Raw genomic sequence first — 24,286 nt, 5'->3', positions numbered from 1 at the left:
CCGCCGCCGTCGGCAGGCGCCGATAGAAAGCAAATTCTCACCGGGCCGCAACGCCCGGTAGAAGAAATAGCAATAGACCTACCGCCCCACTCTTAGAGCGTCATCGACGCGGTCTAAGCGTGTCGGCATACAAAAACAAAGAGCCGCATCGCTGCGGCTCGGACCTTATTCGTCGCGATAAACCTTCTCGCGTTTCTCGTGGCGCTCCTGCGCTTCCACCGAGAGCGTTGCGATGGGCCGGGCTTCGAGCCGCTTCAACGAAATTGGCTCGCCGGTGTCCTCGCAATAGCCGTAGGTGTTGTCCTCGATACGCTGGAGCGCGGCGTCGATCTTGGCGATCAACTTGCGCTGGCGGTCGCGGGCGCGGAGTTCGATGGCGCGGTCGGTTTCGGACGATGCCCGATCGGCGAGATCGGGGTGGTTCACGTTCTCCTCCTGCAGAGCCTGCAGGGTGAGCTTGGACTCTTTGAGGATCTCATCCTTCCAGGCGAGGAGCTTCAAACGGAAGTACTCCTTCTGCCGGTCGTTCATGAAAGGCTCTTTTTCGGTCGGTCGGTAGTTTTTCAACTTTTCCAAGGGCGGCCTATCTGTCTAAGCAACGACTCGCAAACGGAACGGGGTCCGTTGAGCGGGGCGTTATATAGCGGCCTCCTGTGACAGACAATATTTCCTTAATCACTCGGTTACCGCCCCCAAACCCTTGCACAGGAAGGTTTATCCTGGAGAGCCCAGGGGCGGCCGAAGGCCTAGTAGCCGACCGTGAAACGCTGCTTCAGATGGGCCGGCTTCTCGATCTCGTCAGCCAGCGCAATGGCGTAGTCGGCGAAGCTGATCCAGCTCTTGCCGTTCGCATCTGCGAGAAGCTGATCGGTCCCGAGCCGGAACTTGCCGGTGCGTTCCCCCTCGATGAACAGCGCCGATGGCGAGATGAAGGTCCAGTTCAGGTCCTTTTCCTGCCGCAGCAGGTCGAGAAAGGCGGAGCCCGCCTCCGCCTCGGCCTTGTATTGGGCCGGAAAACCGGGAGTTGTGACCAGCTTCACGCCGGGGGCGACTTCGAGGCTGCCGGCTCCGCCGACGACGAGGTAACGGCCCACCCCGGACGCCTTGGCCGCGCCGATCAGCTTCTGCGGGTCGCTTGCCAGGAAGTGGACGGAACTCACGGCGACGTCGTGCCCGGCCCACTGCTTGGTCAAGCCCGCCTGGTCGAGCACGTCGCCCTTGGTCGGCGTGACGTTCGGCAGGGCCGCGATCTTCTCCGGGTTCCGGGCGATCGCGGTCACGCTATGGCCGCGGCGCGACAGCTCCTTGGTGAGCTCCGACCCGGCTCGGCCCGAGGCGCCGGCGACTGCGATTTTCATTGGAAGGCTCCTTTGCTTCTGTGGTAACTAACAGTGACTAGATATCGCAAAGAATGCTGGTGTTAAGAGAGCACTTTGTGCTTACCTGATTACGCTCGAGTAACCGGCACAACGGACCGGCGCGCGCAGGCGACCGGTATGGATTGAGGACCCGACGATGAAGCCCGACGTCTATGCAGCGAATTGCCCTACTCGCCAGATCCTCGACCGCGTCGGCGACAAATGGGCGGTGCTGATCCTCTTGCTGCTGCGCGAAGAGCCGATGCGCTTCAATCAGTTGCGCCGCACGATTGAAGGCATTTCGCAGAAGATGCTGAGCCAGGTTCTCAAGTCGCTCGAACGCGACGGATTGATCAAACGCCGCGCCATCGCAACCGTGCCTGTGACGGTGGAGTATTCGATCACGCAGCTCGGGCTGACGCTCGCCGCCGCGGTCGATCCGCTGCGCGATTGGGCCGAACAGAATCTGAAAGACGTTCTCGCCGCCCAGCGCCGCTACGACGCCCAACAGAAGGAGGAAGCGGCGTAAGGTGTGCGAGGCGACGTGCGGTTTCGCCCCAAACTCCGCTGTCATGCCCCGGCTTGACCGGGAATCCAGTACGCCGCGGCTATCGATTCAACAATAACTGTCTCTGGAATACTGGATCGCCCGCCCCTGTGCGCAATTGCGCACCAGGCGGGCGATGGCAGCGCGCGACGCCTGATCAGGCCTGCCCCGCCTTCGCCAGTTCCACCTCGACGCGCAGCTCGATTTCCGAGAGCACGGAATCCAGTCCGGGATCGCCCGAGGACGATTTCAGGTTCGCCGCGGCATCGCGCAGCCGCATCACAGTCGATGCATCGAGATTGCCGGACAACAGCCCCATCTTGAGCTCGTCGAGCACGTCGAGCGCGGTCCTGCCGCGGGCGACCGAGCGCTTGCGGCGCTCGACCGGATCCTCCTCGACGCCTTGCAGCGCGAGCAGAGCATCGATGTTGGCGGCGGCCTTCGGTGCGGCAGCGCTCCGCGTCTCCTGCGCCGACGAGGTGTCGGGCAGCACGAAGGTGCCGGAGCCGGTCCGTCTGGCCTGGCTGGCCGACGTTCCAAGCGTGGTGCCGTTCGGTCCGTAGATGCGCATCGGAAGCAATCCGGGTGATCGATGCGCCACATTCGCCGTTTTATGGTTAACGGCCCGTAAACGGCCCGGCAAAATCTGCCGACAGGCGGCAGTTTCGCTCCTGAAGGCGAACGCCCGCTGACACCGGTCGAAACAGATTTATTCAACCTATTCAACCGCCTAACTCCTCTGCCCCGCGTTGGCACAGCGCTCGCAAGGAAAGCGCCGGACCAGCTCGTCATGGGAGTGTCGTGCAGGTCTTGTCGATTTGAGGAGGCTCTTTGGAAGCCTTGGGGAGCAGAGGATGCCAGGCGTTCGTTGGGTGAGGATTGTTGGGGTGGCCTGCGCCGCGCTGTCAGCGCTGGCGTTGTCGGTCGCGTCGGCGGCTGCGACCTCGCGCATCAAGGACCTCGCCAATATCGAAGGCGTGCGGCAGAACCAGCTCATCGGCTACGGCCTCGTCGTCGGCCTCAATGGCACCGGCGACACGCTCAACAACATCCCCTTCACCAAGCAGTCGCTGCAAGCGATGCTCGAGCGCATGGGCGTCAACATCCGCGGCGCCACCATTCGTACCGGCAACGTCGCTGCCGTGATGGTGACAGGCAATCTGCCGGCCTTCGCCACCCAGGGCACGCGCATGGACGTCACAGTGTCCGCGCTCGGCGACGCCAAGAACCTGCAGGGCGGCACCCTGCTCGTCACTCCCCTGTTAGGTGCCGACGGCAACGTCTATGCGGTCGCACAGGGCTCGCTCGCGATCTCCGGCTTCCAGGCCGAGGGCGAGGCGGCCAAGATCGTGCGCGGCGTTCCGACCGTGGGGCGCATCGCCAACGGCGCGATCATCGAGCGCGAGATCGAGTTTGCGCTCAACCGGCTTCCGAACGTCCGCCTGGCGCTGCGCAACGCCGACTTCACCACCGCCAAGCGCATCGCGGCGGCGGTCAACGACTATCTCGGCGTCAAGACGGCCGAGCCGATCGATCCTTCGACGGTGCAGCTGTCGGTCCCGCCGGAGTTCAAAGGCAACGTCGTCGCCTTTCTTACCGAGATCGAGCAGCTCCAGGTCGACCCTGATCTGGCCGCCAAGATCATCATCGACGAACGCAGCGGCATCATCGTGATGGGCCGCGACGTCCGCGTCGCCACCGTCGCGGTTGCACAGGGCAACCTCACCGTCACGATCTCCGAGAGCCCGCAGGTGAGCCAGCCCAACCCGTTGTCGCGCGGCCGCACCGTGGTCGCGCCGCGCAGCAGCGTCAGCGTCACCGAGGACGGCAGGAAGCTGGCGCTGGTCAAGGACGGCGTCTCGCTCCAGCAGCTCGTCGACGGCCTCAACGGCCTCGGCATCGGCCCCCGCGACATGATCAGCATCCTCCAGGCGATCAAGGCCGCCGGCGCGATCGAAGCCGACATCGAGGTGATGTGATGCAGACGAGCACGATCAATACCCCGCACCTCACGACGTACTCCCCGGCCTTCTCGGTCGAGAGCCGCAACGGCCGGCCCGACTTCGAGCTCGCCGCGGCCCTGCAAAAGGTCGCGCCACAGCAACAAGCCAAGGCGCAGAAGACCGCCACCGACTTCGAAGCGATGTTCCTCAACAGCATGTTCTCGCAGATGACCTCGGGCCTGAAGGGCGATGGCCCGTTCGGCAGCACGCCCGGCACCGGCGTGTGGCGCTCGATGCTGACCGAGCAATATTCCAAGAACTTCGCCAATGCCGGCGGCGTCGGTGTCGCCCGCGACGTCTATCGCACCCTCATCATCCAGCAGGCGAAAACCACTCTTCGTACGGCATAAGGTCCAACGAGATGAACCAGTTCAACGCCTCACGTCAGCCGATGCAAGCGCAGCGCCCGAACGCCGCGCCCAGCCATGCCGAAGCGCGCAAGGTCGCCGAGCAGCTGATGGATGCGATGAGCGCCCTGCTCAGCCTGATCGAGCACGAGACCGAGCTGGTGCGTGCCGGAAAGGTCCGCGAGGCGATGACGCTCGAGAGCAGGAAGCAGGAGCTGTCGCGCAACTATGTCGGCGCCGTCAGCCAGCTCAAGGCGAACCAGGCTCAGCTCGCGAAATCCGCGCCCGAGCTGCTCTCGACGCTGCATCGGCACCACGATGCGTTCCGCGCGATGCTCCAGGTCAACCTCACCGTGCTCGCGACTGCGCATGCGGTCTCCGAGAGCGTCGTGCGCGGTGTCAATGCCGAGATCCAGAAGCGCAACGTACCGAACACCTATACCGCCGCAGGGCGTCGCGCTGCTCCCGGCCCGCGCCACATCACCCCGCTCGCGGTCAGCCGCTCGCTCTGAGCGCAGTCGAAGACAAGCGACAATTTTACGAAAAACCGCGCGACGATGTCGTCGCGCGGTTAGTCACGTTTGCTTACCGGGTCTTCAGTCCTGGTGTTCCAAGGTTGCGTTATTAGAGGGGTTGGGATTTGACTCAAGTAAGGCAACCAGGAGGCTGCCATGAGTACAGATTTCAGCATCAGGCCGGTGGGGATCCCGGCCCCCGTGCAGATCACAACGACGTCGAATGCGGCGGCGAATGAAGCCGTGCAAACTGATCTTCCGGTGAGCCAGACGGTCGCCGCGAGCGATGCGAGCGCGATCGTGCGCAATGATTTGCACACCAACGACAACGTCTCGCGCCAGGTCGTGTTCGACCAGGCGGCAGCATCCTTCGTCTTTCAGGTCGTCAATGACAGGACGGACGCGGTGGTCAATCAATTTCCCGACGAGGCCATGCTGCGGCGGCGTGCTTACTTCCATGCACTGGACTTGAAGTCCGAACCCACGCGTCCGCTCAACACGGACCTCAGCGCCTGATCAAGTGCTCCGCGTCGCTTGGGCGGTGTCGATGTAGGTCGACCCGGTCGCGGGGTCGGTGACGACGTTCTTGATCTGGGCCTTGCCGTTACCCGTCAGGATGAACTTGGTGTTGCCGAACCGAAACGCCGAGTCCTTGATCAGCACCTGCTGATACTGAGACGTGCTGCCACTTTGATAGTGGACCTGCGCGCGGAAGCCGTCGATCTGCGAGATGCTGAGCGAGAACGTCTTTCCGTCGGGATACTTGCCCGTCCACGTGCCCTGATAGAGCGAGGCATCGACCGGAACGTATTTGGTATGGCTTGGAATCGACATGCCGGCCGACTTGTACGAGCTCGACAGGATGCTCATCACGTCGGCCACGACTCGTCTCCGTCTACGGCCGCCCGGACAGACCGGCGGCAATATTCCTGTTGATCTCGATCAGCGGGCGGAAATGATCGAGCTGCGGGCTCGCCTGGAGCGCCGCGGTCTGACTCAGCACGAACACGCTGATATTTGCGATCTTCTGCCGCACGTCGATCGGCTGCGGGTTGGTGTCCCGCATCGCCTCGCTCAGGAAAATGGTCCAGAGCTTGCGGTTGAACATCAGGGCCTGCATGGTCTGCTCCCCGTAGGGATCGTCGCTGTTGATCGCGTCTTGCAGCTTGTTGGCGGCCTTCAGCAGCGTTTGCGCCTCAATGTCGCGGGGGGACGCAGTGGTCGTTGCGACGCGCGCATAAGCCGAAGCAGCAGAACTCGACATTTATCACCCTGGAAGTTTCCTTGCCCGTTATGCAGGCTTAAGGATTCATTCCGACACTAGGCAGCACCGTTTAAGATTTGCTTACGTGAGAGTACGGACAGTCTCCGGACAATTACGGGCCCGGTTCTCATCGTGCTTCAAGGATAAATCCGAGAGCGCGCACTGTAAACGATGCATCGCAGCCTGCGCCGATCTCGACTAATCGAGCGTTAGCGATCTCGCTCAAAACAACGGCGAAGCTTTCAGCTTCGCCGCTGCATCATCCGTCATCTTCGTCGGCGCTACTTTTAGCGGAGGAGCTGAAGCACGCTCTGCTGCGACTGGTTGGCGAGCGACAGCGCGGACACCGCGATCGACTGGCGCGTCGAGAGCGCCTGGCTGTTGGCCGCTTCCTCGTTGGTGTCAGCAAGGGTCAGGCTCGAGGAGCCAGTCTGCAGCACATTGATCAGGTTCTTGCTGAAGTCCTGCCGGATCTGCACGATCGACAGGTTCGAACCGAGCGTCGACGCTTCCGCGCGCAGCGTGGTGCTGGCCGCGTTGAGCGAAGTCAGAATGGCGTTCGCCGAATTCGAGTCGAGGAAATCGACGCCCTGGTTCAAGGGCGCAAGGCTGAGGCCGGCGTCGTTGAGAGTCACGCCCTGAATGGTCAGCGTCGATCGCCCCGTCTCATTGAACACGAGCTTGAGCGTATCGCCGTTCAGCAGGTTGACGCCGTTGAAGGAGGAGTCCTGCGCGGTGGTGTTGATCTGCGCGAGCACGTTGTTGTACTGCGCGACAAGGTTGGCGCGTGTCGCCTGCGAATTCGCGTCCGCGACGGGCGGCTGCGCGATCAGGCCGTAGAAGGGCTGACCGCTCGCCGCGGCCGTGCCGCCGATTGCGCCGATCGTCAGCGAAGCGGCATCGTTGCTGGTTACGATGTTGAGATGCCCCGTCGGGTCGATCGTTGCCTGCAGATTGTTCGGCGCCAGGGCTGCGTTGAGCTGATTGAGCGTGGAAATCTGCCCGGTGCCGGTGCCGAAGGTGATGCTGACGGGGCTGCCGCTGCCGGTCGCGCCGATCGTCAACGTCTTGCCGCTGAGCGGAGGCGGGACGCGGGCGGTGGTGCCGGCGGCGAGGCCGAGCGCCGTGAGCACGTTGCCCGATCCGGAGATCGCAAGATCCTGGCCCGTGCCGGTGCTGAGCACGAGCTGACCGGTACCGTTGACGGTCGACGGCGTACCCGCGCCCGTGATGCCGTCGATCGCGCTCAACACGGTCTGCACCGAGAGAGCGCTGCCGGCGCCGATGCCGATCGTAACGTTGCCGAATGAGTCCGTGGTCGAGGTGGTTTGCGCGGTCGAGAATGTGATCGTCTTGCCGTTGACGGTCAGAACCGAACCGTTGGTGATGGCCGAGCCGAGGTTGTCGGACGACGTGCCCGCCGTGCCAACCAGCTTGGTGTTAGCCGTGATGTTGGCGGCAGTGGTGGTATTGTCGTTGGTAACGGTTATGCCGTTGACCGTGTTGTTGGTGTAGGCGGTACCCAGCAGGTTGTTGGCGGTTGCACCGGTGATCGCGGCCGCCGTCACGTTGGACTTGGGCGAATAACCCGTCGGGCTTTGCAGCACCTGGCTGGCGATCGACTTTGCGCTGTCGACCAGCTTCTGCAACGAGGTGATGCCGGTATTGGCGGCCTGCAGAACCTGCACGCCGTTGCTGATGCCATCGAGGAGATTGCTGATGTCGTTGGCGCGGTTGTCGAGACCCTGGGCGGTAAAGAAGTTGGTCGGATTGTCCAGCGCCGTATTGACCTTCTTGCCGCTCGCGAGGCGCTGCTGCGTGGTGGCGAGCAGGTCGGCTGTCGACTGCAGCGACAACAGGTTCTGGCGAACTGATGCCGAGAGAACGATGTTGGACATTGGCGGATCTTCCTCTTGCGCGACGCTGTACGAATCGGTGCTCGCCGATCGGGGAATGCACTTTCGTCCAGTCTTAGGGGGTCTCCTTTAAATTAAGGTTAATGGCGGCTTAAGCAGCAGGGTTAACAATGCGTTAACCCGCCCCGGTTCCCCGGCCTCGTGCGAACGCGCAAAAAAAAGCGGCGGGGCAAAAGCCCCGCCGCGATGCCTTGAGTAGCGATTTTCGTCGCGTATCAGCGCAGAAGCTGCAACACGCTCTGCTGCGACTGGTTGGCCAGCGACAGCGCCGAGACCGCGATCGACTGGCGGGTCGACAGCGCCTGGCTGTTGGCCGCTTCCTCGTTGGTGTCGGCCAGCGTCAGGTTGGACGAACCGGTCTGCAGAACGTTGATCAGGTTCTTGTTGAAGTCCTGGCGGATCTGCACGACCGAGAGGTTCGAACCCAGCGTCGACGCTTCCGACCGCAGCGTGCTGCTGGCGGCGTTGAGCGTGGTCAGAACCTTGTTGGCCGAAGCGTTGTCCAGGAAGTCGGTGCCCGAAGTCAGGGACGAGATGCCCAGACCAGCGGTGTTGAACGTCACACCGGTGATGCTCAGCGTCGACTTGCCGGTTTCGTTGAACGTCAGCTTCAGCGTGTCGCCGTTCAGCAGGTTGACACCGTTGAACGACGCATCCTGGGCGGTCGTGTTGATCTGCGCGAGCACGTTGTTGTACTGCGCGACCAGGCTGGCACGCTGGGCCTGCGAGGTCGGGTCCGCAACCGGAGCCCCCGCGGTCAGGCCATTGAATGCCAGGCCGGAGCCTGTCGCAGTGCCCGTGACCGCACCGATCGTCGCGGAAGCCGCATCGTTCGTCGTCGTGATGGTGATCTTGCCATTCGAGTCGATCGAGGCCTGCAGGTTGTTGGCCGCCAGCGCCGAGTTGAGCCCGTTCAGCGTGTTGACCTGGCCGGCGCCGGTGCCGAAGGTGACGTTGACGGCGGTGCCGCCACCGGTCGCGGCGATCGACAAGACCTTGCCCGAGATGGTGGGCGGGGTACGGGCGGTGGTGCCGGCCGTCAAACCGAGGGCGGTGAGCACGTTACCGCTTCCCGCGATCGTCAGGTCCGAGGCCGTGCCGGTGCTGAGCGTGAGCTTACCAGCGGCAACCAAAGACGCAGTCCCGGCACCCGTGATGCCATCGATAGCCGAGAGGACATCGCTCACCGCCAAGGTGCTGCCCGAGCCGATGCCGATCGTGACATTGCCGGAAGCGTCGGTGGTCGAGGTGGTCTGCGCAGTCGAGAAGGTGATGGTCTTGCCGTTGACGGTCAGAACCGAACCGTTGGTAATGGCCGTGCCGAGGTTGTCGGAGCCGGTGCCGGCCGTACCGACCAGCTTGGTGTTAGCCGTGATGTTGGCGGCAGTTGTGGTGTTGTCGTTGGTAACGGCGGTGCCGACGACCGTGGCGTTCGTGTAGCCCGTACCGATCAGATTGTCGGCAGTCGCACCGGTGATCGCAGCTGACGTCACGCTCGACTTGGCGGAATAGCCCGTCGGGCTCTGCAGCACCTGGTTTGCAATCGACTTGGCGCTGTCGACCAGCTTCTGCAGCGAGGTGATACCAGTGTTGGCGGCCTGCAGCACCTGAACGCCGTTGCCAATGCCATCGAGCAGATTGCCGATGTCGCTGGCGCGGTTGTCGAGGCCCTGCGCGGTGAAGAAGTTGGTGGGATTGTCGAGAGCCGAGTTCACCTTGCGGCCAGTCGAAAGACGGGACTGGGTGGTGGCGAGCAGGTCGGCGGTGGACTGGAGAGAGAGCAGGTTCTGACGAACCGATGCGGAGAGGACAACGGACATACTGATACCTTTCTGGTAGCTACGCGTCCCATCTGACCACGATTGGTCAGACGACCGCCGGAACCTGCGTCCAAGCCTCTAACAATCCGTGAAATGAAACCCCCGCTTTCTCTGCGTTGGCAGGCGAGCCTCCTCCCGGCAGCAACTATCGAGGCAACCAAATGCCGCTACAACGCTCTAATCACTAAACTTTCGGCCGCGAGCGCATTCGTTTACTAACCGTTAACCATGTTGCGCGACGATCGCCCCAAATCGCTGCCGATCGTCGCCATATAGAAGGGGCGCACCGACCGCTTGCTGCAAAAGGATTGATGGAGAACAGGCATGGCTCTCAAGGTCGAGCTCAAACCGCACGAGCGCATCATCGTCGGCAACTCCGTGATCACTAACACGGACCAGCGTGCCCGCCTCCTGATCGATGGCGAGAACGTGCCGATCCTGCGCGAGCGCGACATCCTCACGCCCGAGACCGCCGACACGCCGGCCAAGCTTGTCTATCTGGCGGTCCAGCTCATGTACATCTCGCCGGACCCGCAGACCCAGCACGGCACCTATTTCAGCCTGGTGCGCGACATCGTTACCGCGGTGCCGAGCGCCTGGCCGATCATCGAAGACATCAACAACAACATCATGAGTGGCGATCTCTATCGCGCGCTGAAGGATGCCCGCAAGCTGATCGCTTATGAGGAGAAGCTGCGGAGCCAGTTCGAGGCGACGCATCCCAAGACGGCAGCGGACAAGGGCGACGTCAGCACCGCCGCCTGAACAGAGGCGGTCGCGCGAACGACCACACCTTACGAATGACAACGGCCCCGGATCGCCTCCGGGGTCGTTGTCGTTTCAGCCATTGTCGTTTCAGCGATGCAGCGATGCTACTGCGCCACGAGCGGCGGCGCCTCGACCTCGATCACTCCGCCGCTCCGGCGTTCGCCGAACTCCAGCACGGCCGCAACCAGCGCATCGATATCAGTCTCGTCGGTGCGGTGATTGACGATCGCCGCACGGATCGCGAACTTGCCGTCCAGCGTCGTGCCCGAGGGCGCGGCGATGCCGGACTCCTGGATGTCGGCAACGATCTCGCGATTGATCGCATCGCCGCACCGGTAGCGGAAGCAGACGATGTTGAGATTCACCGGCGCCAGCAATTCCAGCCGCGGCTCGGCCAGCACGCGCGCCTCCAGATATCTGGCGAGCGCGCAGCTTCGCGCGATCACCGCACCCAGCCGGTCGGTGCCGAACGTCTTCAGCGTGAACCAGGTCTTCAGCGCCCGGAAGCCGCGCGACAGATCGGGACCGAGATCGCAGGGCCAGACCGCACCGGCCGCAAGCCCCCTCGCCTCGCGGCTCAGATAGGCCGCCGGCTGGGCAAAGGCCTGCCGATGCTGCTCACCGTCGCGCACCAGCAGGAAGCCGGCGTCATAGGGCACCTGTCCCCATTTGTGGAAGTCGAGCGCAATGGAATCGGCAAGCTCGATGCCGCCGAGCAATGGCGCGAGTTCGGGAGAGAGAATTGCGAGCGCACCAAAAGCGCCGTCGACGTGAAACCAGATGCCTTCCGCGCGGCACAGCTCCGCGACGGCCCTGAGATCGTCAATCGCGCCGACATCGACCGTGCCGGCGGAAGCGACGACGAGGAACGGCTTGAAACCGACCTCGCGATCGGCCGCGATCTGCGCACGCAGCGCGGCGACGTCGATGCGATGATCGGCGTCGACGTCGATCTTGCGCAGCGCATCGGTGCCGAGCCCGGCGATGTCCATCGCCCTGGAGACACAGCCATGCGCGGCCCGTGACGTGTAGGCCGTGAGCAGCGCGCCGTCATTGCCGATACCGTGCTGCCGCGCCAGCGTGCCGAGCGCAGCGCTGCGCGCCACCAGCACCGCCATCAGATTGGCCATCGACGTGCCCGTGACGAAGATGCCGCTCGCTTCTTCCGGGAAGGTGAACAGGCGGCGCATCCAGCCGACGATCTGCCGCTCGACCTCGATCGGCATATGATCGCGCCCGCCGAGATTGGCGTTCAGACCCGCGGCAAGCATCTCCGCGACCATGCCGACAGCGGTGCCGCCGCCATGTACCCAGCCCATGAAGCCGGGATGAACGTTGCCGGTCGCGTAAGGTGCGACATGTTCGGCGAACTCGCGATAGACATCGGCGAGATCGCTTGCCTCGCGCGGCACGTCGGACTTGATGGCCGCGCGGACCTCATCGGGGATCGGCTGCCAGACGGGGCGCGCGCGAACATTGGCGATGCCGTCGATCGCCTCGTCGAGCATGCGATGGGCGAGCGCGCGGAATTCGCTCCAGTCCTGCGGATCGAGCGCAGTGTGCGTGACGGAGGCTTGCGTGTTGCGGATGATCTCGTTCATGCTGCGCTCCCCTCGCCCGCCTTTGCATGCCGCGACAGCATTGCCGTGAACGCGGCGAAGATCTTGCGCATCTGCGGCGGCTTGTACGGAAACACGGCGGGCGGATCCATGTTGTGCACGACGGCGGTGTTGTCGGCCTCGAACACCAGCAGTTCGCCGTCCTGGTTCTCGGCACAGTCGACGATGAAATAGTCGAGGCCGACGCGGCGGCTCATCTCGTCGAGCGCGTTCTTGTGGCGCGCAGCGAAAGCGCTGTCGAAGTCTTGTATGAAGACGGCCTCTTCAGCGCGCTTCTCGTCGCTGAATGCCATGTAGGCGTTGAGATACCAGATGTCCCAACGATCGGCGATCGCCATGTGACAGGCGTAAGGCTTGCCGTCGACCATGGTGAGCCGGATCTTGCGAAAGAGCCCGTCGGGGCTCGCGTAGTTGACGAAACGCGCGACGAAAAAGTCCTGCTCCTGTCGCTCGGCCAGATAAGCCTTCAGCGCCGCAGCATCGTCGACCTTCGCAAGCCCGACGCCGGCGTGCGTGCCGCGCGGCCGTACGATCATTGGAAAGTGCAATTCGCTCGTAATCTCCGCGCAAGCGATCCGTCCGTCCGAGAGAGCCGTCAATTGCGCACGGGTCGCGTTGGCGGTGACGGGAATATCGAGACCGGGGATATCAGCCAGCAACCGATAGAGCTTGTCGCGATCGAGATTGCCGATGAGCTCGGGGCGATTGAGCAGCGGACGCGGCCAGCGCGGCGCGGCCTGTTCGATGACGGCGAGCGCCTCGCGGCATTCCGCGGAATCGGAGGCGACCACGATGGCCACGTCATGCTCGGGCAACGTCTCGGGCAGGCCGACGCCCTTGACCACGTAGAGCGTCAAAAGCTCGATGTCGGAGCCTTCGAGCAGGAACTCGATCGGCGTATTGCCGCCCATGTCGATATCGGCCGCGAGCGCCAGCACGCGCATGCGTGGTTTGGCAACCGCGCAACGCGTGCGAAACAATTGATGGAAGGCGAGCACCTCGGTCTGGATCACGAGGCCGGCCTCCTTCTCGCCGAGCAGTTGGGCAACCAGCGACAGATCAAGGCCTTCGCCCGCCTCTGCCGTCCCCTCCGCGATCCGCGCAAGGAGCTGCTCGCGCAGCGGATGCAGGTCGCCGCCCTCAAAGGCCCGGCGCGTCAGCTGCGCAAAGCCGATACGGTCGGAATAGGCTGGCGCGGCGGCGCCGTTCGGCGCGGAAACAGGATGGAGCATCTTAGGCCTCGAGCACAAACTTCCCCGGCGCAGCCGTGGCACTGTCGAGCAGCAGCTCGATCTTCACCAGCACGTGGGCGATGCGATCGAGGATATGTTGCAGATTGCGTTGCGATTGTGCGGCGTCCGCCGACCAGGCTTCGGTGACGAGCCGCGCGCCGACACACAGCCGCAGCAATCCCTGCTTGCCGTCCGCCCGCTCAAGCCGTACCGGCTGACCGACGAGGCAGCGTTGTGCGGCGACCTGCCGGTCCGCCGCACTGCCGCCGATGTCGTTGCTCATGTCGCGCGCCAGAGCGCGATGCACGGCGCTGGTGTCGGCGATGGAGACCGGCTTGCCGTCGCGCAGCAGCGTGAACGGAAAGATCGTGGCGGCCGCGAATTCCTCGTCGTCGACGCCACCCTTCTCGGATGCGTTCGGAACCGGGCGAAGCGCCGGCGACAGCTTGATCATGCTGTCGATGCCGGCAGCAAACTCGGCCAGCGCCTTTGCACGGAACGCGCCGGGCACGGCATAGTAGCTGCCGATCTCCGCCAGCGCCGCCTCCCAGCGCAGCCATTGACCGAAATTCGGCCGGCGCTCGAAGCGCGAGCGCAGCGCCGTCCAGGCCATCGGCCAGTCGCAGCGGCCGGCATAGTCGAAGATGCCCGGCGCGATCGCGCCAATCCGGTCGATCGACCGCGACAGGCCCTTCGGCACCAGCAGCGCGCCGCTGAAGGCGGGGCCGCCGAAGAATTTCGAGCCCGTCATCAGCACCATGTAACCGCGATCGAGATAGGAACGCAGCCGCCGGCCGCCGAGTCGCGCCTGGCAGGCATCGACGACCACCTGAACCTTGCGCGGCCAGCGCCGCGCGATCTCATCGAGGCAGGCAGCACTCGGCGCGCGCCAGCCGAGTTTTGACGAATCCATGATGTGCAGGAGAACGCACCGGCCTTGCGCGAGGCTGTCCTCGATTGCACGCATTACTGCAGCGTCGGCATCGGCGCGCATCGCGATGTCGGACGCGGCGGCGTCGAACAGCGGCACCGCGATGCTGTCACCGGCAAGCCCCGCCACCGCGCCGTCCTTGCGCACCGCAAGGCCGCTCGCCGTCAGCGTGCTGAAATGGCGCCCGCCCGCAGTATGGACCATCCCGCTGCCGGTCTGATCGGCGCCGACCACGATCGTCACCGGCGGTGCGCCGAGCACCGCGCGCGCCAGGAACAAAGCGTGGAGCTGGGAATCGGTGCCTGACGGCGAGAACACGATGTCGACGCGCCGCGGGAGCTGGAGATGCCCGCGCAGCTCCTCGCGCATGCCCTCGCAGCGCGCGTCGAAGGCGACCTCGACCTCGTCGAACAGGCATTTGTGCATCAGCTCTTCGCGCGCCAGCGCAGCGCGGTCATAGGCCGCCTGCGAGATCACGGATGCGGTCGAGGATGCGAAATTCCAGATCTCCGGCTCCGGCGATGGCGCACAGCCATAGGCGTTGACGCGATCGTTCGGATCGAGCGTCAGGCGCGGATCGCCGCCGGAGACCAGCAGCGTGTCGAGCGGCGTGAAGAGATCGCGCAGGCGATAGCGCGAGCCGCCCTCGGACGCCCGCTCGATGTCTGACAGAGGGGATGCGCCGGTGCTCATCCCGGACCGCTCACGCCGCGTCGGCCGCCGCCGCGGGCGCCGGTGCGAATTGCGAGGCGATGTCGCCATGGAAGACCGACGGCCCGACGTGATCGAGCGAGCTCTGGATGTCGGCCCAGATCTCGCCGCCGATATCGGTCCAGCGCCTGCAGAAGGCGAAGTCCTCGGAGAGATAGGTGCCGGTCGCAGGATCGATCATGCATTCGAACAGCGCGAACCGGTTCTGGCTCGCCGCCAGCGTGTCGTGCGAATGCTCGCGGAAGAACTGCAGGTTCGCATAGTCCGGATGGCGGCACATCGCCTCCAGCACGTGGCGCCGGATCATCAGGAAACCCGTACCGGCATAACGCACGCGGGTGAAGCCGTTGACCACCACGATGCGATCAGGATCCTCGATCTCCAGCACGTAGTCGAGCGAGGCAGCCGGCACGTCGGCCCGACCTGACTGGATCGCCCGCTTCACCTTGTCCCAGTTGACCCGCTTGATCGGATAGCAGCCCGCAACGACGTCCGCGCCGCATTCGATCAGCCGGAACACCTGCTCGGGCTTGAAGCCGATATCGGCATCGATGAACAGGAAATGCGTCGCCTTGGGATCGTCCAGGAACATCGCGACCAGATTGGCCCGCGCCCGCGTGATCAGCGCATCGCCGTCCCGCAAGTGTACCTTGAGCTCGAGATTGGCCATGCCGTGCACGGCGCGCTGGAGCGCGAAGATCGAGCTTGCATAGATGCTCGACACCTGCCCGCCGAAGCAAGGCGTTGCCACCACCAGTTGCATCCTGTCAGACATCGACCGCTCCGCCCCCGCTTGCAATCCTCACCAAGAGGTAAACAGGCATGGTTAACGGCGTCTTAACGTATCCTTACAGGAACTTGACGAGCGAGAGCTGCGCGAGGTTCGAGGTCACCTGGTAGGACGCCTGGAGCGCGTTCTGCAGCGACAGGATTTCGCTCGCGACCTGATCGGGCGAAGCCGATTCCGCTTGGTCGACGATGGTCTGGAGCTGCGCCTTGGCCTGGGTCTGGCGCGTGGTCGCGTCCTTCATCGTGTTCTGGGCCATCGCGATGTCGGTCTGGATGTCCTCGATGCGCTGCTGGCCGGGCTGCTGGGTCAGCGCCTGCGTCACCCGCAGGCTCAGCGCCGAGACCTGCCCGCCCGAATACTGCCCGGTCGGCGAGGTCGAGAAGGTCCCGAACACGGCGATCGCCTGCAACTGGCGGCGGATCGCGTCCTCGTTCGCCTGCGCGCCATACTGCACCGTGACGGAATCGTCGACCCGCGCCATCGCGGTGGAGCGCGGCGAGCCGGGCCCGTCATTGCCTTGGTACCATTTCACGGTGTTGGCCGAGCCGTTCACCAGCGTCGTCGCCGAGCTCGCCGGCGAGGAGCCGACGCGCAGCGGCGGCTGCGTGGCGGTCACCGGCGTCGCGCTGAAGCCGAGCGAGCCCAGCGCGCCCGTATTCGAGCTCGTGATGTTCAGGCTCGCCGCATCGTCGGTGTTGATCGTGATCGCGCCACCATGGACCGTCGACGGCTTCGAGGTCCCCGTGATCGCGTCGATCTTGCTCAGCAGGGTCTGGATGCTGTCGCCGACATTGAGCTGGTTGCCGGTCGCGCCCGAGCTGACGAAGGTGAGCGTGGTGCCGTTGACGGTGATGGTGTCGCCGGCGGCGAAGCCCGGCGAGATCGAGTCCGAGGGAGCCGTGCCCGACAACGCCGTCGCACCACTGATCGGTGCGGCAGGAGCCGCCTGGTTGGTCTTGGGAGCGCCGATCGCAGAGCTCGCCGTGTTGAAGAAATTGTCGCCGGCGGTCACGGCGGACGCTGCGACCAGCGAGGTGTTGGCGAGCTTCTTGATGGCGGTGTTCAGCGCCGTGTTGAGATTGGTCGCGGTGTTGCCCGGAGTGGTCGTATCGATCGCAAAGCTGCCGGCCGGCGTCGGCGTGGCGGTCGAGGCGGTCAGATCGATCTGCTCGGTCGTACCATCTGGCAGCGTGAACTGGACGCTCAGCTTGTCGCCGTTGTTCGGATTGGTGCCGTTGAGGTCGACGGAGAACGACACCGGCGAGCCGCTCGGGCCGGTGACGGTCGCGCCCGTCAACGTCGAGGACACCGCCTTGATCTTGAGCCCGAACGGCGATCCGGCGACGTCCTCCGACACCTGCACTGAGCTCGGCGTCGGCTGCGTCTGCACCAACCGCCCCATACCGTTGGCCCCGAGGTCCGCGGCCTGGCGCTCCGCCATCACGGTCTTGAAGCCCGCCTGCGTCGTGGTGCCGTTGATGATGTCGCCGGCATCGGTGACCGACTGCGTGTTGACCGCCGTTCCCGAGAACAGATAGCGGTTGCCCGATTGCGTGTTGAGCACGCCGACCATCGAGCCGAACTGCGCGGCGGCGGTGTTCTGCGCGACCGTCTGTCCGTTGACGTTGAGATCCTGCGCGGTGCTGGCCGAGCCGGTCTGCACCGTGTTGCGGATGGTCGTCAGCGACTGCAGCGCGGTATTGGCGAGGTTGATGTTGACGTTGACGTTGGTGATCGTGTCGGTATAGGCGGCGATGTTGGAGAGCTGCGCGCGCGAGGCGATCGCAAAGCCCTCGTTGGTGCCCATGCCGGAATAGTTCTGCGACAGCTTGCCGGTCGAGAGCTGCGTCGACAGGTCGGTGAGCTGCTGATTGATGTTGCGGATCTGCGCGCCGAGGATCGACGAGGAGTAGTTGATGCTGCTGATCGACATGTTTCAGAGCCCTGTTACTTGTTACGCTTGAGCCTGGAGCAATGTGTTCATCATGCTCTGCACCACCGACATCACGTGGGCGTTGGCGGCATAGGCATTCTGGAGCTGGATCAGGTTCGACATCTCCGAGTCCAGATTGACTTTGGAGGTCGAGTCGAACTTGGCCTGCAGCGTCGAGACCACGACGCTCTGGCCCTGCTGGAGCTGCGTGGCCTGGGTCGAGGCATTGGCCTGGATGCTCAGGAACTGCTGGAGGTAGTTCGAGACGCTCCCGGTAAAGGGCTGGTTCGCCGAGCCGAGGCCGGTCGTCGGCGAATAGGAGAACACCGCATTGGTGAGCTGCGAATACAGATAGTCCGAACGCGTGGTGTCGCCAGCGGGCGTCACCGGCGAGGTGTTGTAGACCGACAGCCGCGTCGGATCGCTGACCAGCTGCGTGTTCACGGCGATGCGCCCGGCAAGGCCGGTCATCTGCGAGCCCGAGGCGGTGATCGCACCGGTGTAGAGCGCCTGCCCGCCGTCGGTGAACACCGCCAGCTGCGGGCTGCCCGAGGTCAGCGACGAGATCGTCTTGGTGGTCGAGGCCGAATTGACCTTGGCAAGGCCGGTGTTGTCGTCGGTGACCCGCAGCGTCGTGGCGGTGGCCGGCGACGGCGCGGCGGAGAACGAAAGATGCGAACCCGATAGCGCGGTGTTGAGCGCAGCGGCGATCGCACCCATTCCGCCGGAGAAGTTGACGCCCACCCGCATCGGATTGGCGTTGGTGGCGTTCTGGAGGGGCAGCGCCGCCGGATCGGTCACGTTGACCAGCGTGATCTGGCGCTGGGTGTTGGTCGCCGTGTCCGTGTAGGTGATGTTGACGGTATTGCCCGGCTGCGCGCCGGCGAGGTCCAGGTCGAATCCGGCCGGCGGGCCCGAGACCGTGCTGCCGGCCGTGGTCTTGTCCGACAGCGCGCTCGACATCGTCGCGGCGAGCTGGTCGATCTGGGTCTGCGCCTGCACCAGCGTCTGGTCGCGCAGCTTCAAATCGGCCGCGATCTGGCCGGACGAGACCACGTTGTTGGCGACGACGTCGAGCTGCGAGCCGTTCGGCAGTTTGATATTGAGCGCGCCGACGCCGGACTTAGCCGGGTCGGTGTTGTAGAGCGAGGTCGCCGACAGTGCGCCGGCGGAGGCAAAGGTGAATTGCGAGGCGAGCCCGGCGCCGACCAGTTGGACGCCGGTCGTGGTGTAGATGTTGGCCTGGTTCGAACCGTCGGTGGTGACGCGGACGTCGACATATTTCGACAGCGTGTTGATAGCCTGGTCGCGCTGGTCCATCAGCGTCGCAGCCGAAGGATCGTTGGCCGACAGGCCCTGAAGCTTGGTGTTGATGTCGGCGACCGTCTGCATCGCCGCGTTGGCGGCTTGCGCCGAGGTACCGAGATCCTGCTCGACGTTGGAGCGTAGCGACTGGATACCCTTGGTGGTGACGTTGAGTTGCTGCGCCAGCGCCTGCGCCGCGCCGAGCGCAACGGTTTGCGCCGACGACGCGCCCGAGCTGGTCGACAGCGCCTGCAGCGCGGTGGTGAAATTGTTCAGCGCGGTTTCGAGCGTGCCGTTGTTGCCGGGCGTGCCATAGACACTCTGAAGCTGCTTCAGAAAGTTGGCCATCTGGTCGGCGTAACCGCTGCCGCCGGTCTCGGTACGCAGCTGGTTCAGCACAAAGGTGTCGAGCTCCCGGCTGACGCCGGTCGTCATCGCCGTCGAGCCGAAATCGCCGGTGGTGACCTCGATCTGGTTCGGCGTCTGGACGACGTAACCCAGCGTCTGCGAGTTGGCGACGTTCGAGGAGACGATCGAGAGCGCGGCCTGGTTGGCACGCAGACCGCTCATCGCACTGGCGAGGGCTGAACTCAAACCCATGTTACTTGCCGCCTTTGGTTACGTTACGCGCCGATCAGCGCAACACGTTCAACAGGTCCTGCACCATCGAGTTCGCCGTCGTGATCACCTTGGTGTTGGCCGAATAGGCCTGCTGGGTCACGATCAGCTTGGTGAACTCGTCGGCGATGTCGGTGTTCGAGCCTTCCAGCGACGAGCCGCTGATGGTGCCCGAAGCGCCGTCGATCGCAGGTCCCGATTGTTCGGTCGCGGCATAAGCGCCGCCGTCGAGCGCCTTCAGGTAGTTGGTGCCGTTGAAGTGCGACAGCGAGACCTGTGCGAGGTCCAGGTTCTGGCCGTTGGAGAAGGTGCCGACCACAAGCCCGTTGTTGTTGACGGCGACCGAGCGGAGCTGACCGGCGGCGTAGCCGTTCTGGGTGATGGTGTTGATGGTCACCGCGCCGCTGGTGCTGGCGTATTGCGTCAACCCGCCCGAGGAGATGTTGAAGGCGAGCGAGCCGAGCGACTGGCCGCCGACGCTGACATTGTTGATGGTGACGCCCGAGCCGCTCGGTGAGGTCAGCGAGCCGTCGGCGGCAAAGGTGAACGCCTGTCCGGTGTTGACCCAGCCGACCGTCGTGCCAGTCGCATTCGGATCGGTCTGGTAGAACAGGTTCCAGGTGTCGGAATGGCCTGTGCCCAACGAGGCGCTGTCGGTCTTGGCCCAGCGCAGCTGCAGGTTCACCGGCGTGCCCGCGGCGTTGTAGGCGGTCACCGCACCGCCGCTGATCGATTCCTTGGTGAAGGTCGCGATGTCGTTGCCGATCACGGTGCCGGTGCCGGCGGTGCCGCCGCCGCCGCGGTTCTTGGTGACGGTCGAGGTGAAGCCGAGCGCGGCGAAGGCGCTGCTGTTGTTGCTGGTCACCGTCAAGGTGGGATTGGCGATACCGGTATTCAGGGTGATCACGCCGTTGCTGATCGACGAACCGCTCGCACCGCTGAGGTTATCGATCTTCTGGAGCAATGTCGCGATGTCGTCAGTGACGTTGATCAGGTTCGGGGTCGCACTGGTAGCGCCGGAGTTCACGAAGGTGATCGTATTGGGGCCTGCCGTGCCGTTGACCTGGATCGTGTTGCCGGCCACGAAGGGCGTCGAGAGGACTTCCGCCCCGCCGGGCGTCGCGGAGCCGCCGAGCACTGTCGCACCCGTAATTGCGGGGGTGGACAGCACGTTACCGCCGCGCGTCACGCTGCTGACGCCGAGCAAGCTTGCTGCAGTGCCGCTGATCGTCACATCGGCCGTCGTGCTGGTTGTGATCTGGATATTACCGCTGGAATTCATTGTCGCGGTGGCTGGGGCGCCACCGGCGCCCAGGGTGATCGCATTCAGGACGTCGGACATCAGTGAGCCGGTGGGCGAGAGCAGACCAATCGTGGTGGTGCTGCCGCTCGTCGAGGCGCCGGAAACGGTGGCATCGAAGTTGATAGTCTGGCCGTTGACCTTCAATGTCTTGCCGGCCAGGCTGGTGAGAAGACTGGTGTTGAGATGCGGGGACACGGCGGAATCGAGCGACGTAGCGCCAGTTGCCGCCGCCGAAGCGCTGTCCAGCAGCGCCACCGTGCCGGTCGCGGTCGTCGCCGTATAGGCCGAGCGCAGATTGCCCGTCGCCGCTGCGCCGGAGACCGTCGCATTCGTATAGGGCGGCGGCGGCGTGCCGATGATCAGCGGGTTGGCCGCGAAATCGGACGGGTTCAGGCCGCCGGCCGCCAGCAGCGTGCCGCTCGCCGCGGTCGAACTCGCCGCCGTGTTCGGCACGCTCGGCAGGTTGGCAGCGTACTGGATCGAGGTGGTCGCCTGGGCCGGGATGAAGTTGTTCTGGAATTTCAGGACCGTCGCCACGTTGCCGGTCGGGTTACCGGTCTTGGGGTCGACCGTGACGCCCATCAGGTAATAGCCGGCACCGTTGACCAGATTGCCGTTGGCATTGAGCTGGAAGTCGCCGCGGCGGGTGTAGTAGGTGACGCCGCTGAACACCGGCACGTTGTCGACGACGCCGGTCGCCTTCTGGATCGAGAAGAAGCCGTCGCCGGTGATCGCCATGTTGGTGGCGACGGTGGAGGACGAGATCGTGCCCTGGGTGGTGATGGTCGCTTTCGCGTTGGCCGTGACGCCGCCCGCGACCTGCTTGCTGGGCACCGAGGCGTCGGGAATGAGATCGACGAAGCTGGTGCCGATGCCCTTGTAACCGGTGGTGGAGGAGTTCGCGATGTTGCCGGAAATGTTCTGCAGCGCGTAGGACTGCGCCTGCAGACCACCCACCGAGGTGTTCATTGCATCGAAGATACCCATAACTTTGTCTCCAAATCCGATCTCGGCGGCCGGTCGACCATGGCCGCAGTCGGAGGAGACAGTCGCAAGGGCTATGCCAATGCGGGTATTCTCACGAAATCAATAACTTAAATAGAAGCGCCCCGGTCGGATGACCGGGGCACAATTGCCGGGCCGGCAACAATTGCCGGGGCATGACACCTCAACTCACTACGTCGCCGACGCTGCCGCCGGGTGGAAAACCAGCCCGAAACCGTCAATGCAGTAGCGCAGTCCGGTCGGCTTCGGGCCGTCGTCGAAGACGTGGCCGAGATGGCCGCCGCAGCGCCGGCAGTGCACTTCGGTACGCACCATGCCGTAGGTGCGGTCCTCGGTCTTGCCGACATTGCCCTCGATCGGCTGGTAGAAGCTCGGCCAGCCCGTGCCGCTCTCGAACTTGGTCTCGGACGCAAACAGCGGCAGGTCGCAGCCGGCGCAGGCGAAGATGCCCTTGCGGTGTTCCTTCAGCAGCGGGCTGGAGCCAGGCCGCTCGGTGCCGTGATTGCGCAGGATCTCATATTGCTGCGGCGTGAGCTGGGCACGCCATTCGGCCTCCGTCTTCGTGATCTCGAACGTTTCCGCGGCCTTCTCGCCGGCCTCGGCAGGTGAGCCTCTCAGCCAGCGGAAGGCCGAAAGGCCGAACAGGCCGGCGACAGTCGTCAGCAGGATGCGGCGGTCAAACATCTCATTCTCCGTGCGCGGGAAGTCCACGCCCTGAGATACGGGCTCTAACGGCCGACGTTACACTTCCAGGCGGAGGATTTTCTCAACTTATTGCGAGACGCTCTGGTCCTGCACAGCCGGTTCCGCAGCCTGTTTCACGCCTTGGGCCGCATGTTCCGGTGCAGGCGCCGGCTGCGGCCGCACGCCGGGCGGCGGACGGCGCGGACCGGTGCCGGCGGCGCGGTTGGCTTCGGCCAGACGGGCCTCGCGCTCCCTGTCCTTGACCCTGGCACGTTCGCGGTAGCGGGCCAGCGAGCCCGCTGCGGCGGAGCTCGCCCTGCCCCAGATGCCGACCAACTGGCCGGCAACGCGGCCGGTCGCCCCGCCAGCCCAGACCAGTTCGAACGGCGAGAACAGCTTCCAGCGGTCATCGCCCCACAGGATGCTGCGCGCGATCATCTGTCCGGCCATGGCCGAGGTGTTCATGCCCTGGCGGCCGAACCCGCTCGCCACCCACAGGCCTTTGCGCAACTGGCCGATCTGCGGCATGCCGTGCACGGTCTGGCCGGTGGCGCCGCCGAACGTCTCGGTGATCTCGACGTTGCCGAGCTGGGGGAAGATCGTGCGGATGCGCCGCTTGACGCTGCCTGCAAAACGCTGCGGTCGCGCGGCCCAGGTGGTCTCCGGGCTCTCCCACATCAGGCGGTCGCCATCGACGATGCGAAAATGGTCGACGCCGTCGGAATCCATCACCGAACCCTTGAAGGCGATGATCTCGTGCACGCGCTCGCCGAGCGGCGCGGTGATGCCGGCGTAACGCCAGACCGGCAGCAGCGTCTCCGACAGGCGCCGCAAGGGCGCACCGAGATGGATGTTGCCGGCGAGCACGATGTGGGTTGCGCGCAGCCGCGCCGAGGGCGTGACGATGCGCTTGCGGATGCCGGAATGATCGATGCTGACGACCGGCGTGTCCTCGAAGATGCGGGCGCCCGCGCGCCGCGCCAGCGCCGCAAGGCCGTGCACATATTTGCGGCCGTCGACCTGCAACGCCCTCGGGTAATACACGCCGTGGAAGTAATGATCGGTCTTCAGCACCTCGCGGACGCGATCGACCTGCCAGCCCTCGACCTCGGTGTCGAAATCCTCGTTCAGCATCTGCAGCCGGCTGATCAGCCGGTCGCCGGCATCGACGTTGGAGACCTCCAGCACGCCGTCGCTGGGGGCGATCCCCGGCATGTTCGCCTCGGTGGCGTTGGCGCGGACGAATTCGGCGCCCTCCTTCGACAGCGCCCACAATTCGCGGGCGTCCTCGAAGCCGATGCGCTCGATCAGCTCAGTGAGCGGCAGCGCAAAGCCCGGCATCACGGTGCCGAGCTGGTTGCCGGAGGCATTCCAGCCGACATGGCGGCCCTCGAGCACTGCGACGCTGGCCCCGAGCCGGGCCGCCTCCAGCGCGATGGAGAGCCCCGCAAGCCCGGCCCCGATCACGCAGATGTCGGCATCGAGATCGAATGACAGCCGCGCGCGCTCGCGAAAGCCGGCTTCTTCCTGGGACACGCTTGTGAAAGTCTCGCTCATGTCGTTTTCTTAGAGCATGATCCGGAAAAGTGTGCAGCGGTTTTCCGAAAAGTTCATGCT

22 protein-coding genes are annotated in these 24,286 nt (G+C 64.5%); 6 read left to right on the top strand and 16 right to left on the bottom strand.

The genetic code is table 11. The features are described from left to right. Positions 1-165 precede the first annotated feature (165 nt). Both dksA and JQ635_RS04935 read right to left on the bottom strand, forming a co-directional pair. Entirely contained in the window at positions 166-531 is a 366-nt protein-coding gene (gene dksA, locus JQ635_RS04940) for an RNA polymerase-binding protein DksA (protein WP_008554760.1), read from the bottom strand. A gap of 215 nt (positions 532-746) precedes the next feature. Next, positions 747-1,358, bottom strand: coding sequence for an NAD(P)-dependent oxidoreductase (locus JQ635_RS04935; protein ID WP_211408740.1), 612 nt, complete (start codon positions 1,356-1,358; stop codon positions 747-749). A 157-nt stretch (positions 1,359-1,515) separates the two neighbouring features. On the opposite strand from JQ635_RS04935, the gene JQ635_RS04930 reads away from it, so the two are divergent. Beyond that, a complete protein-coding gene (locus JQ635_RS04930) occupies positions 1,516-1,887 on the top strand; it encodes a winged helix-turn-helix transcriptional regulator (RefSeq protein WP_211408739.1) in 372 nt (123 codons plus the stop codon). A 175-nt stretch (positions 1,888-2,062) separates the two neighbouring features. Here JQ635_RS04930 and JQ635_RS04925 read toward each other — a convergent pair whose 3' ends face one another. Further along, positions 2,063-2,476, bottom strand: coding sequence for a flagellar assembly protein FliX (locus tag JQ635_RS04925; protein WP_211408738.1), 414 nt, complete (start codon positions 2,474-2,476; stop codon positions 2,063-2,065). A 283-nt stretch (positions 2,477-2,759) separates the two neighbouring features. Between JQ635_RS04925 and JQ635_RS04920 the strand changes: the two genes are divergently transcribed. From JQ635_RS04920 to JQ635_RS04905, 4 genes are all read left to right on the top strand, one after another. Continuing rightward, a complete protein-coding gene (locus tag JQ635_RS04920; RefSeq protein ID WP_211408737.1) occupies positions 2,760-3,884 on the top strand; it encodes a flagellar basal body P-ring protein FlgI in 1,125 nt (374 codons plus the stop codon). Continuing rightward, positions 3,884-4,258, top strand: a complete 375-nt coding sequence (gene flgJ, locus JQ635_RS04915; RefSeq protein ID WP_063682348.1) for a flagellar assembly peptidoglycan hydrolase FlgJ — start codon at positions 3,884-3,886, stop codon at positions 4,256-4,258. The genes JQ635_RS04920 and flgJ overlap by 1 nt, the downstream gene beginning before the upstream one ends. An 11-nt stretch (positions 4,259-4,269) precedes the next feature. Further along, entirely contained in the window at positions 4,270-4,767 is a 498-nt protein-coding gene (locus JQ635_RS04910) for a hypothetical protein (protein ID WP_211408736.1), read from the top strand. A 159-nt stretch (positions 4,768-4,926) separates the two neighbouring features. Next, positions 4,927-5,286, top strand: coding sequence for a hypothetical protein (locus JQ635_RS04905; protein ID WP_211408735.1), 360 nt, complete (start codon positions 4,927-4,929; stop codon positions 5,284-5,286). Here JQ635_RS04905 and JQ635_RS04900 read toward each other — a convergent pair whose 3' ends face one another. From JQ635_RS04900 to JQ635_RS04885, 4 genes are all read right to left on the bottom strand, one after another. Continuing rightward, on the bottom strand, positions 5,287-5,652 hold the full coding sequence (locus JQ635_RS04900) for a hypothetical protein (RefSeq protein WP_211408734.1): 366 nt from the start codon (positions 5,650-5,652) through the stop codon (positions 5,287-5,289). 13 nt (positions 5,653-5,665) lie between these two features. Beyond that, on the bottom strand, positions 5,666-6,034 hold the full coding sequence (gene flaF, locus JQ635_RS04895) for a flagellar biosynthesis regulator FlaF (protein WP_211408733.1): 369 nt from the start codon (positions 6,032-6,034) through the stop codon (positions 5,666-5,668). Positions 6,035-6,321: 287 nt separating this feature from the next. Continuing rightward, positions 6,322-7,932 carry a flagellin gene (locus JQ635_RS04890; protein ID WP_211408732.1) on the bottom strand — a complete coding sequence of 537 codons (1,611 nt, stop codon included), beginning with the start codon at positions 7,930-7,932 and terminating at the stop codon, positions 6,322-6,324. 233 nt (positions 7,933-8,165) lie between these two features. Next, positions 8,166-9,770: a flagellin gene (locus JQ635_RS04885; protein WP_211408731.1), complete on the bottom strand. Its 1,605-nt coding sequence runs from the start codon at positions 9,768-9,770 to the stop codon at positions 8,166-8,168. 324 nt (positions 9,771-10,094) lie between these two features. Here JQ635_RS04885 and flbT point away from each other — a divergent pair, with 324 nt between their 5' ends. Then, the gene (gene flbT, locus JQ635_RS04880; protein WP_211408730.1) at positions 10,095-10,535 is read left to right on the top strand and encodes a flagellar biosynthesis repressor FlbT; all 441 of its coding nucleotides are present in this window, start codon (positions 10,095-10,097) and stop codon (positions 10,533-10,535) included. Positions 10,536-10,642: 107 nt separating this feature from the next. On the opposite strand, the gene JQ635_RS04875 is transcribed toward flbT, so the two are convergent. From JQ635_RS04875 to JQ635_RS04835, 9 genes are all read right to left on the bottom strand, one after another. After that, complete coding sequence (locus JQ635_RS04875) at positions 10,643-12,139, bottom strand: pyridoxal phosphate-dependent decarboxylase family protein (RefSeq protein WP_211408729.1); 1,497 nt, start codon at positions 12,137-12,139, stop codon at positions 10,643-10,645. Continuing rightward, positions 12,136-13,389: an ATP-grasp domain-containing protein gene (locus JQ635_RS04870; protein ID WP_211408728.1), complete on the bottom strand. Its 1,254-nt coding sequence runs from the start codon at positions 13,387-13,389 to the stop codon at positions 12,136-12,138. Before JQ635_RS04870 ends, JQ635_RS04875 begins: the two co-directional genes overlap by 4 nt. Before the next feature lies 1 nt (position 13,390). Beyond that, complete coding sequence (locus JQ635_RS04865; protein WP_211408727.1) at positions 13,391-15,013, bottom strand: hypothetical protein; 1,623 nt, start codon at positions 15,011-15,013, stop codon at positions 13,391-13,393. Positions 15,014-15,023: 10 nt separating this feature from the next. Continuing rightward, positions 15,024-15,806 carry a hypothetical protein gene (locus JQ635_RS04860; protein WP_211408726.1) on the bottom strand — a complete coding sequence of 261 codons (783 nt, stop codon included), beginning with the start codon at positions 15,804-15,806 and terminating at the stop codon, positions 15,024-15,026. A gap of 73 nt (positions 15,807-15,879) precedes the next feature. Beyond that, positions 15,880-17,754, bottom strand: coding sequence for a flagellar protein (locus tag JQ635_RS04855; RefSeq protein WP_211408725.1), 1,875 nt, complete (start codon positions 17,752-17,754; stop codon positions 15,880-15,882). Positions 17,755-17,775: 21 nt separating this feature from the next. After that, positions 17,776-19,659, bottom strand: a complete 1,884-nt coding sequence (flgK, locus tag JQ635_RS04850) for a flagellar hook-associated protein FlgK (RefSeq protein WP_211408724.1) — start codon at positions 19,657-19,659, stop codon at positions 17,776-17,778. A gap of 34 nt (positions 19,660-19,693) precedes the next feature. Further along, positions 19,694-21,967: a flagellar hook-basal body complex protein gene (locus tag JQ635_RS04845; protein WP_211408723.1), complete on the bottom strand. Its 2,274-nt coding sequence runs from the start codon at positions 21,965-21,967 to the stop codon at positions 19,694-19,696. 189 nt (positions 21,968-22,156) lie between these two features. Then, on the bottom strand, positions 22,157-22,669 hold the full coding sequence (gene msrB, locus JQ635_RS04840; RefSeq protein WP_026311967.1) for a peptide-methionine (R)-S-oxide reductase MsrB: 513 nt from the start codon (positions 22,667-22,669) through the stop codon (positions 22,157-22,159). Positions 22,670-22,756: 87 nt separating this feature from the next. Continuing rightward, complete coding sequence (locus tag JQ635_RS04835; RefSeq protein WP_211408722.1) at positions 22,757-24,226, bottom strand: NAD(P)/FAD-dependent oxidoreductase; 1,470 nt, start codon at positions 24,224-24,226, stop codon at positions 22,757-22,759. Positions 24,227-24,286 lie beyond the last annotated feature (60 nt).

The sequence above is a fragment of the Bradyrhizobium iriomotense genome (assembly GCF_018130765.1).
Classification (GTDB): domain Bacteria; phylum Pseudomonadota; class Alphaproteobacteria; order Rhizobiales; family Xanthobacteraceae; genus Bradyrhizobium; species Bradyrhizobium iriomotense_A.
Note: the sequence above shows the minus strand (reverse complement) of the source record. Positions and strands in the feature narration are given on the sequence as shown.

Coding starts and splice junctions, on each gene's coding strand:
- JQ635_RS04855 (WP_211408725.1), bottom strand. CDS start 17,754: ATGTCGATCAGCAGCATCAACTACTCCTCGTCGATCCTCGGCGCGCAG.
- flgK (WP_211408724.1), bottom strand. CDS start 19,659: ATGGGTTTGAGTTCAGCCCTCGCCAGTGCGATGAGCGGTCTGCGTGCC.
- JQ635_RS04860 (WP_211408726.1), bottom strand. CDS start 15,806: ATGTCTGACAGGATGCAACTGGTGGTGGCAACGCCTTGCTTCGGCGGG.
- flaF (WP_211408733.1), bottom strand. CDS start 6,034: ATGTCGAGTTCTGCTGCTTCGGCTTATGCGCGCGTCGCAACGACCACT.
- JQ635_RS04930 (WP_211408739.1), top strand. CDS start 1,516: ATGAAGCCCGACGTCTATGCAGCGAATTGCCCTACTCGCCAGATCCTC.
- JQ635_RS04910 (WP_211408736.1), top strand. CDS start 4,270: ATGAACCAGTTCAACGCCTCACGTCAGCCGATGCAAGCGCAGCGCCCG.
- JQ635_RS04935 (WP_211408740.1), bottom strand. CDS start 1,358: ATGAAAATCGCAGTCGCCGGCGCCTCGGGCCGAGCCGGGTCGGAGCTC.
- flgJ (WP_063682348.1), top strand. CDS start 3,884: ATGCAGACGAGCACGATCAATACCCCGCACCTCACGACGTACTCCCCG.
- dksA (WP_008554760.1), bottom strand. CDS start 531: ATGAACGACCGGCAGAAGGAGTACTTCCGTTTGAAGCTCCTCGCCTGG.
- msrB (WP_026311967.1), bottom strand. CDS start 22,669: ATGTTTGACCGCCGCATCCTGCTGACGACTGTCGCCGGCCTGTTCGGC.
- JQ635_RS04905 (WP_211408735.1), top strand. CDS start 4,927: ATGAGTACAGATTTCAGCATCAGGCCGGTGGGGATCCCGGCCCCCGTG.
- JQ635_RS04925 (WP_211408738.1), bottom strand. CDS start 2,476: ATGCGCATCTACGGACCGAACGGCACCACGCTTGGAACGTCGGCCAGC.
- JQ635_RS04920 (WP_211408737.1), top strand. CDS start 2,760: ATGCCAGGCGTTCGTTGGGTGAGGATTGTTGGGGTGGCCTGCGCCGCG.
- JQ635_RS04845 (WP_211408723.1), bottom strand. CDS start 21,967: ATGGGTATCTTCGATGCAATGAACACCTCGGTGGGTGGTCTGCAGGCG.
- JQ635_RS04865 (WP_211408727.1), bottom strand. CDS start 15,013: ATGAGCACCGGCGCATCCCCTCTGTCAGACATCGAGCGGGCGTCCGAG.
- JQ635_RS04890 (WP_211408732.1), bottom strand. CDS start 7,932: ATGTCCAACATCGTTCTCTCGGCATCAGTTCGCCAGAACCTGTTGTCG.
- JQ635_RS04870 (WP_211408728.1), bottom strand. CDS start 13,389: ATGCTCCATCCTGTTTCCGCGCCGAACGGCGCCGCCGCGCCAGCCTAT.
- JQ635_RS04875 (WP_211408729.1), bottom strand. CDS start 12,139: ATGAACGAGATCATCCGCAACACGCAAGCCTCCGTCACGCACACTGCG.
- JQ635_RS04885 (WP_211408731.1), bottom strand. CDS start 9,770: ATGTCCGTTGTCCTCTCCGCATCGGTTCGTCAGAACCTGCTCTCTCTC.
- flbT (WP_211408730.1), top strand. CDS start 10,095: ATGGCTCTCAAGGTCGAGCTCAAACCGCACGAGCGCATCATCGTCGGC.
- JQ635_RS04835 (WP_211408722.1), bottom strand. CDS start 24,226: ATGAGCGAGACTTTCACAAGCGTGTCCCAGGAAGAAGCCGGCTTTCGC.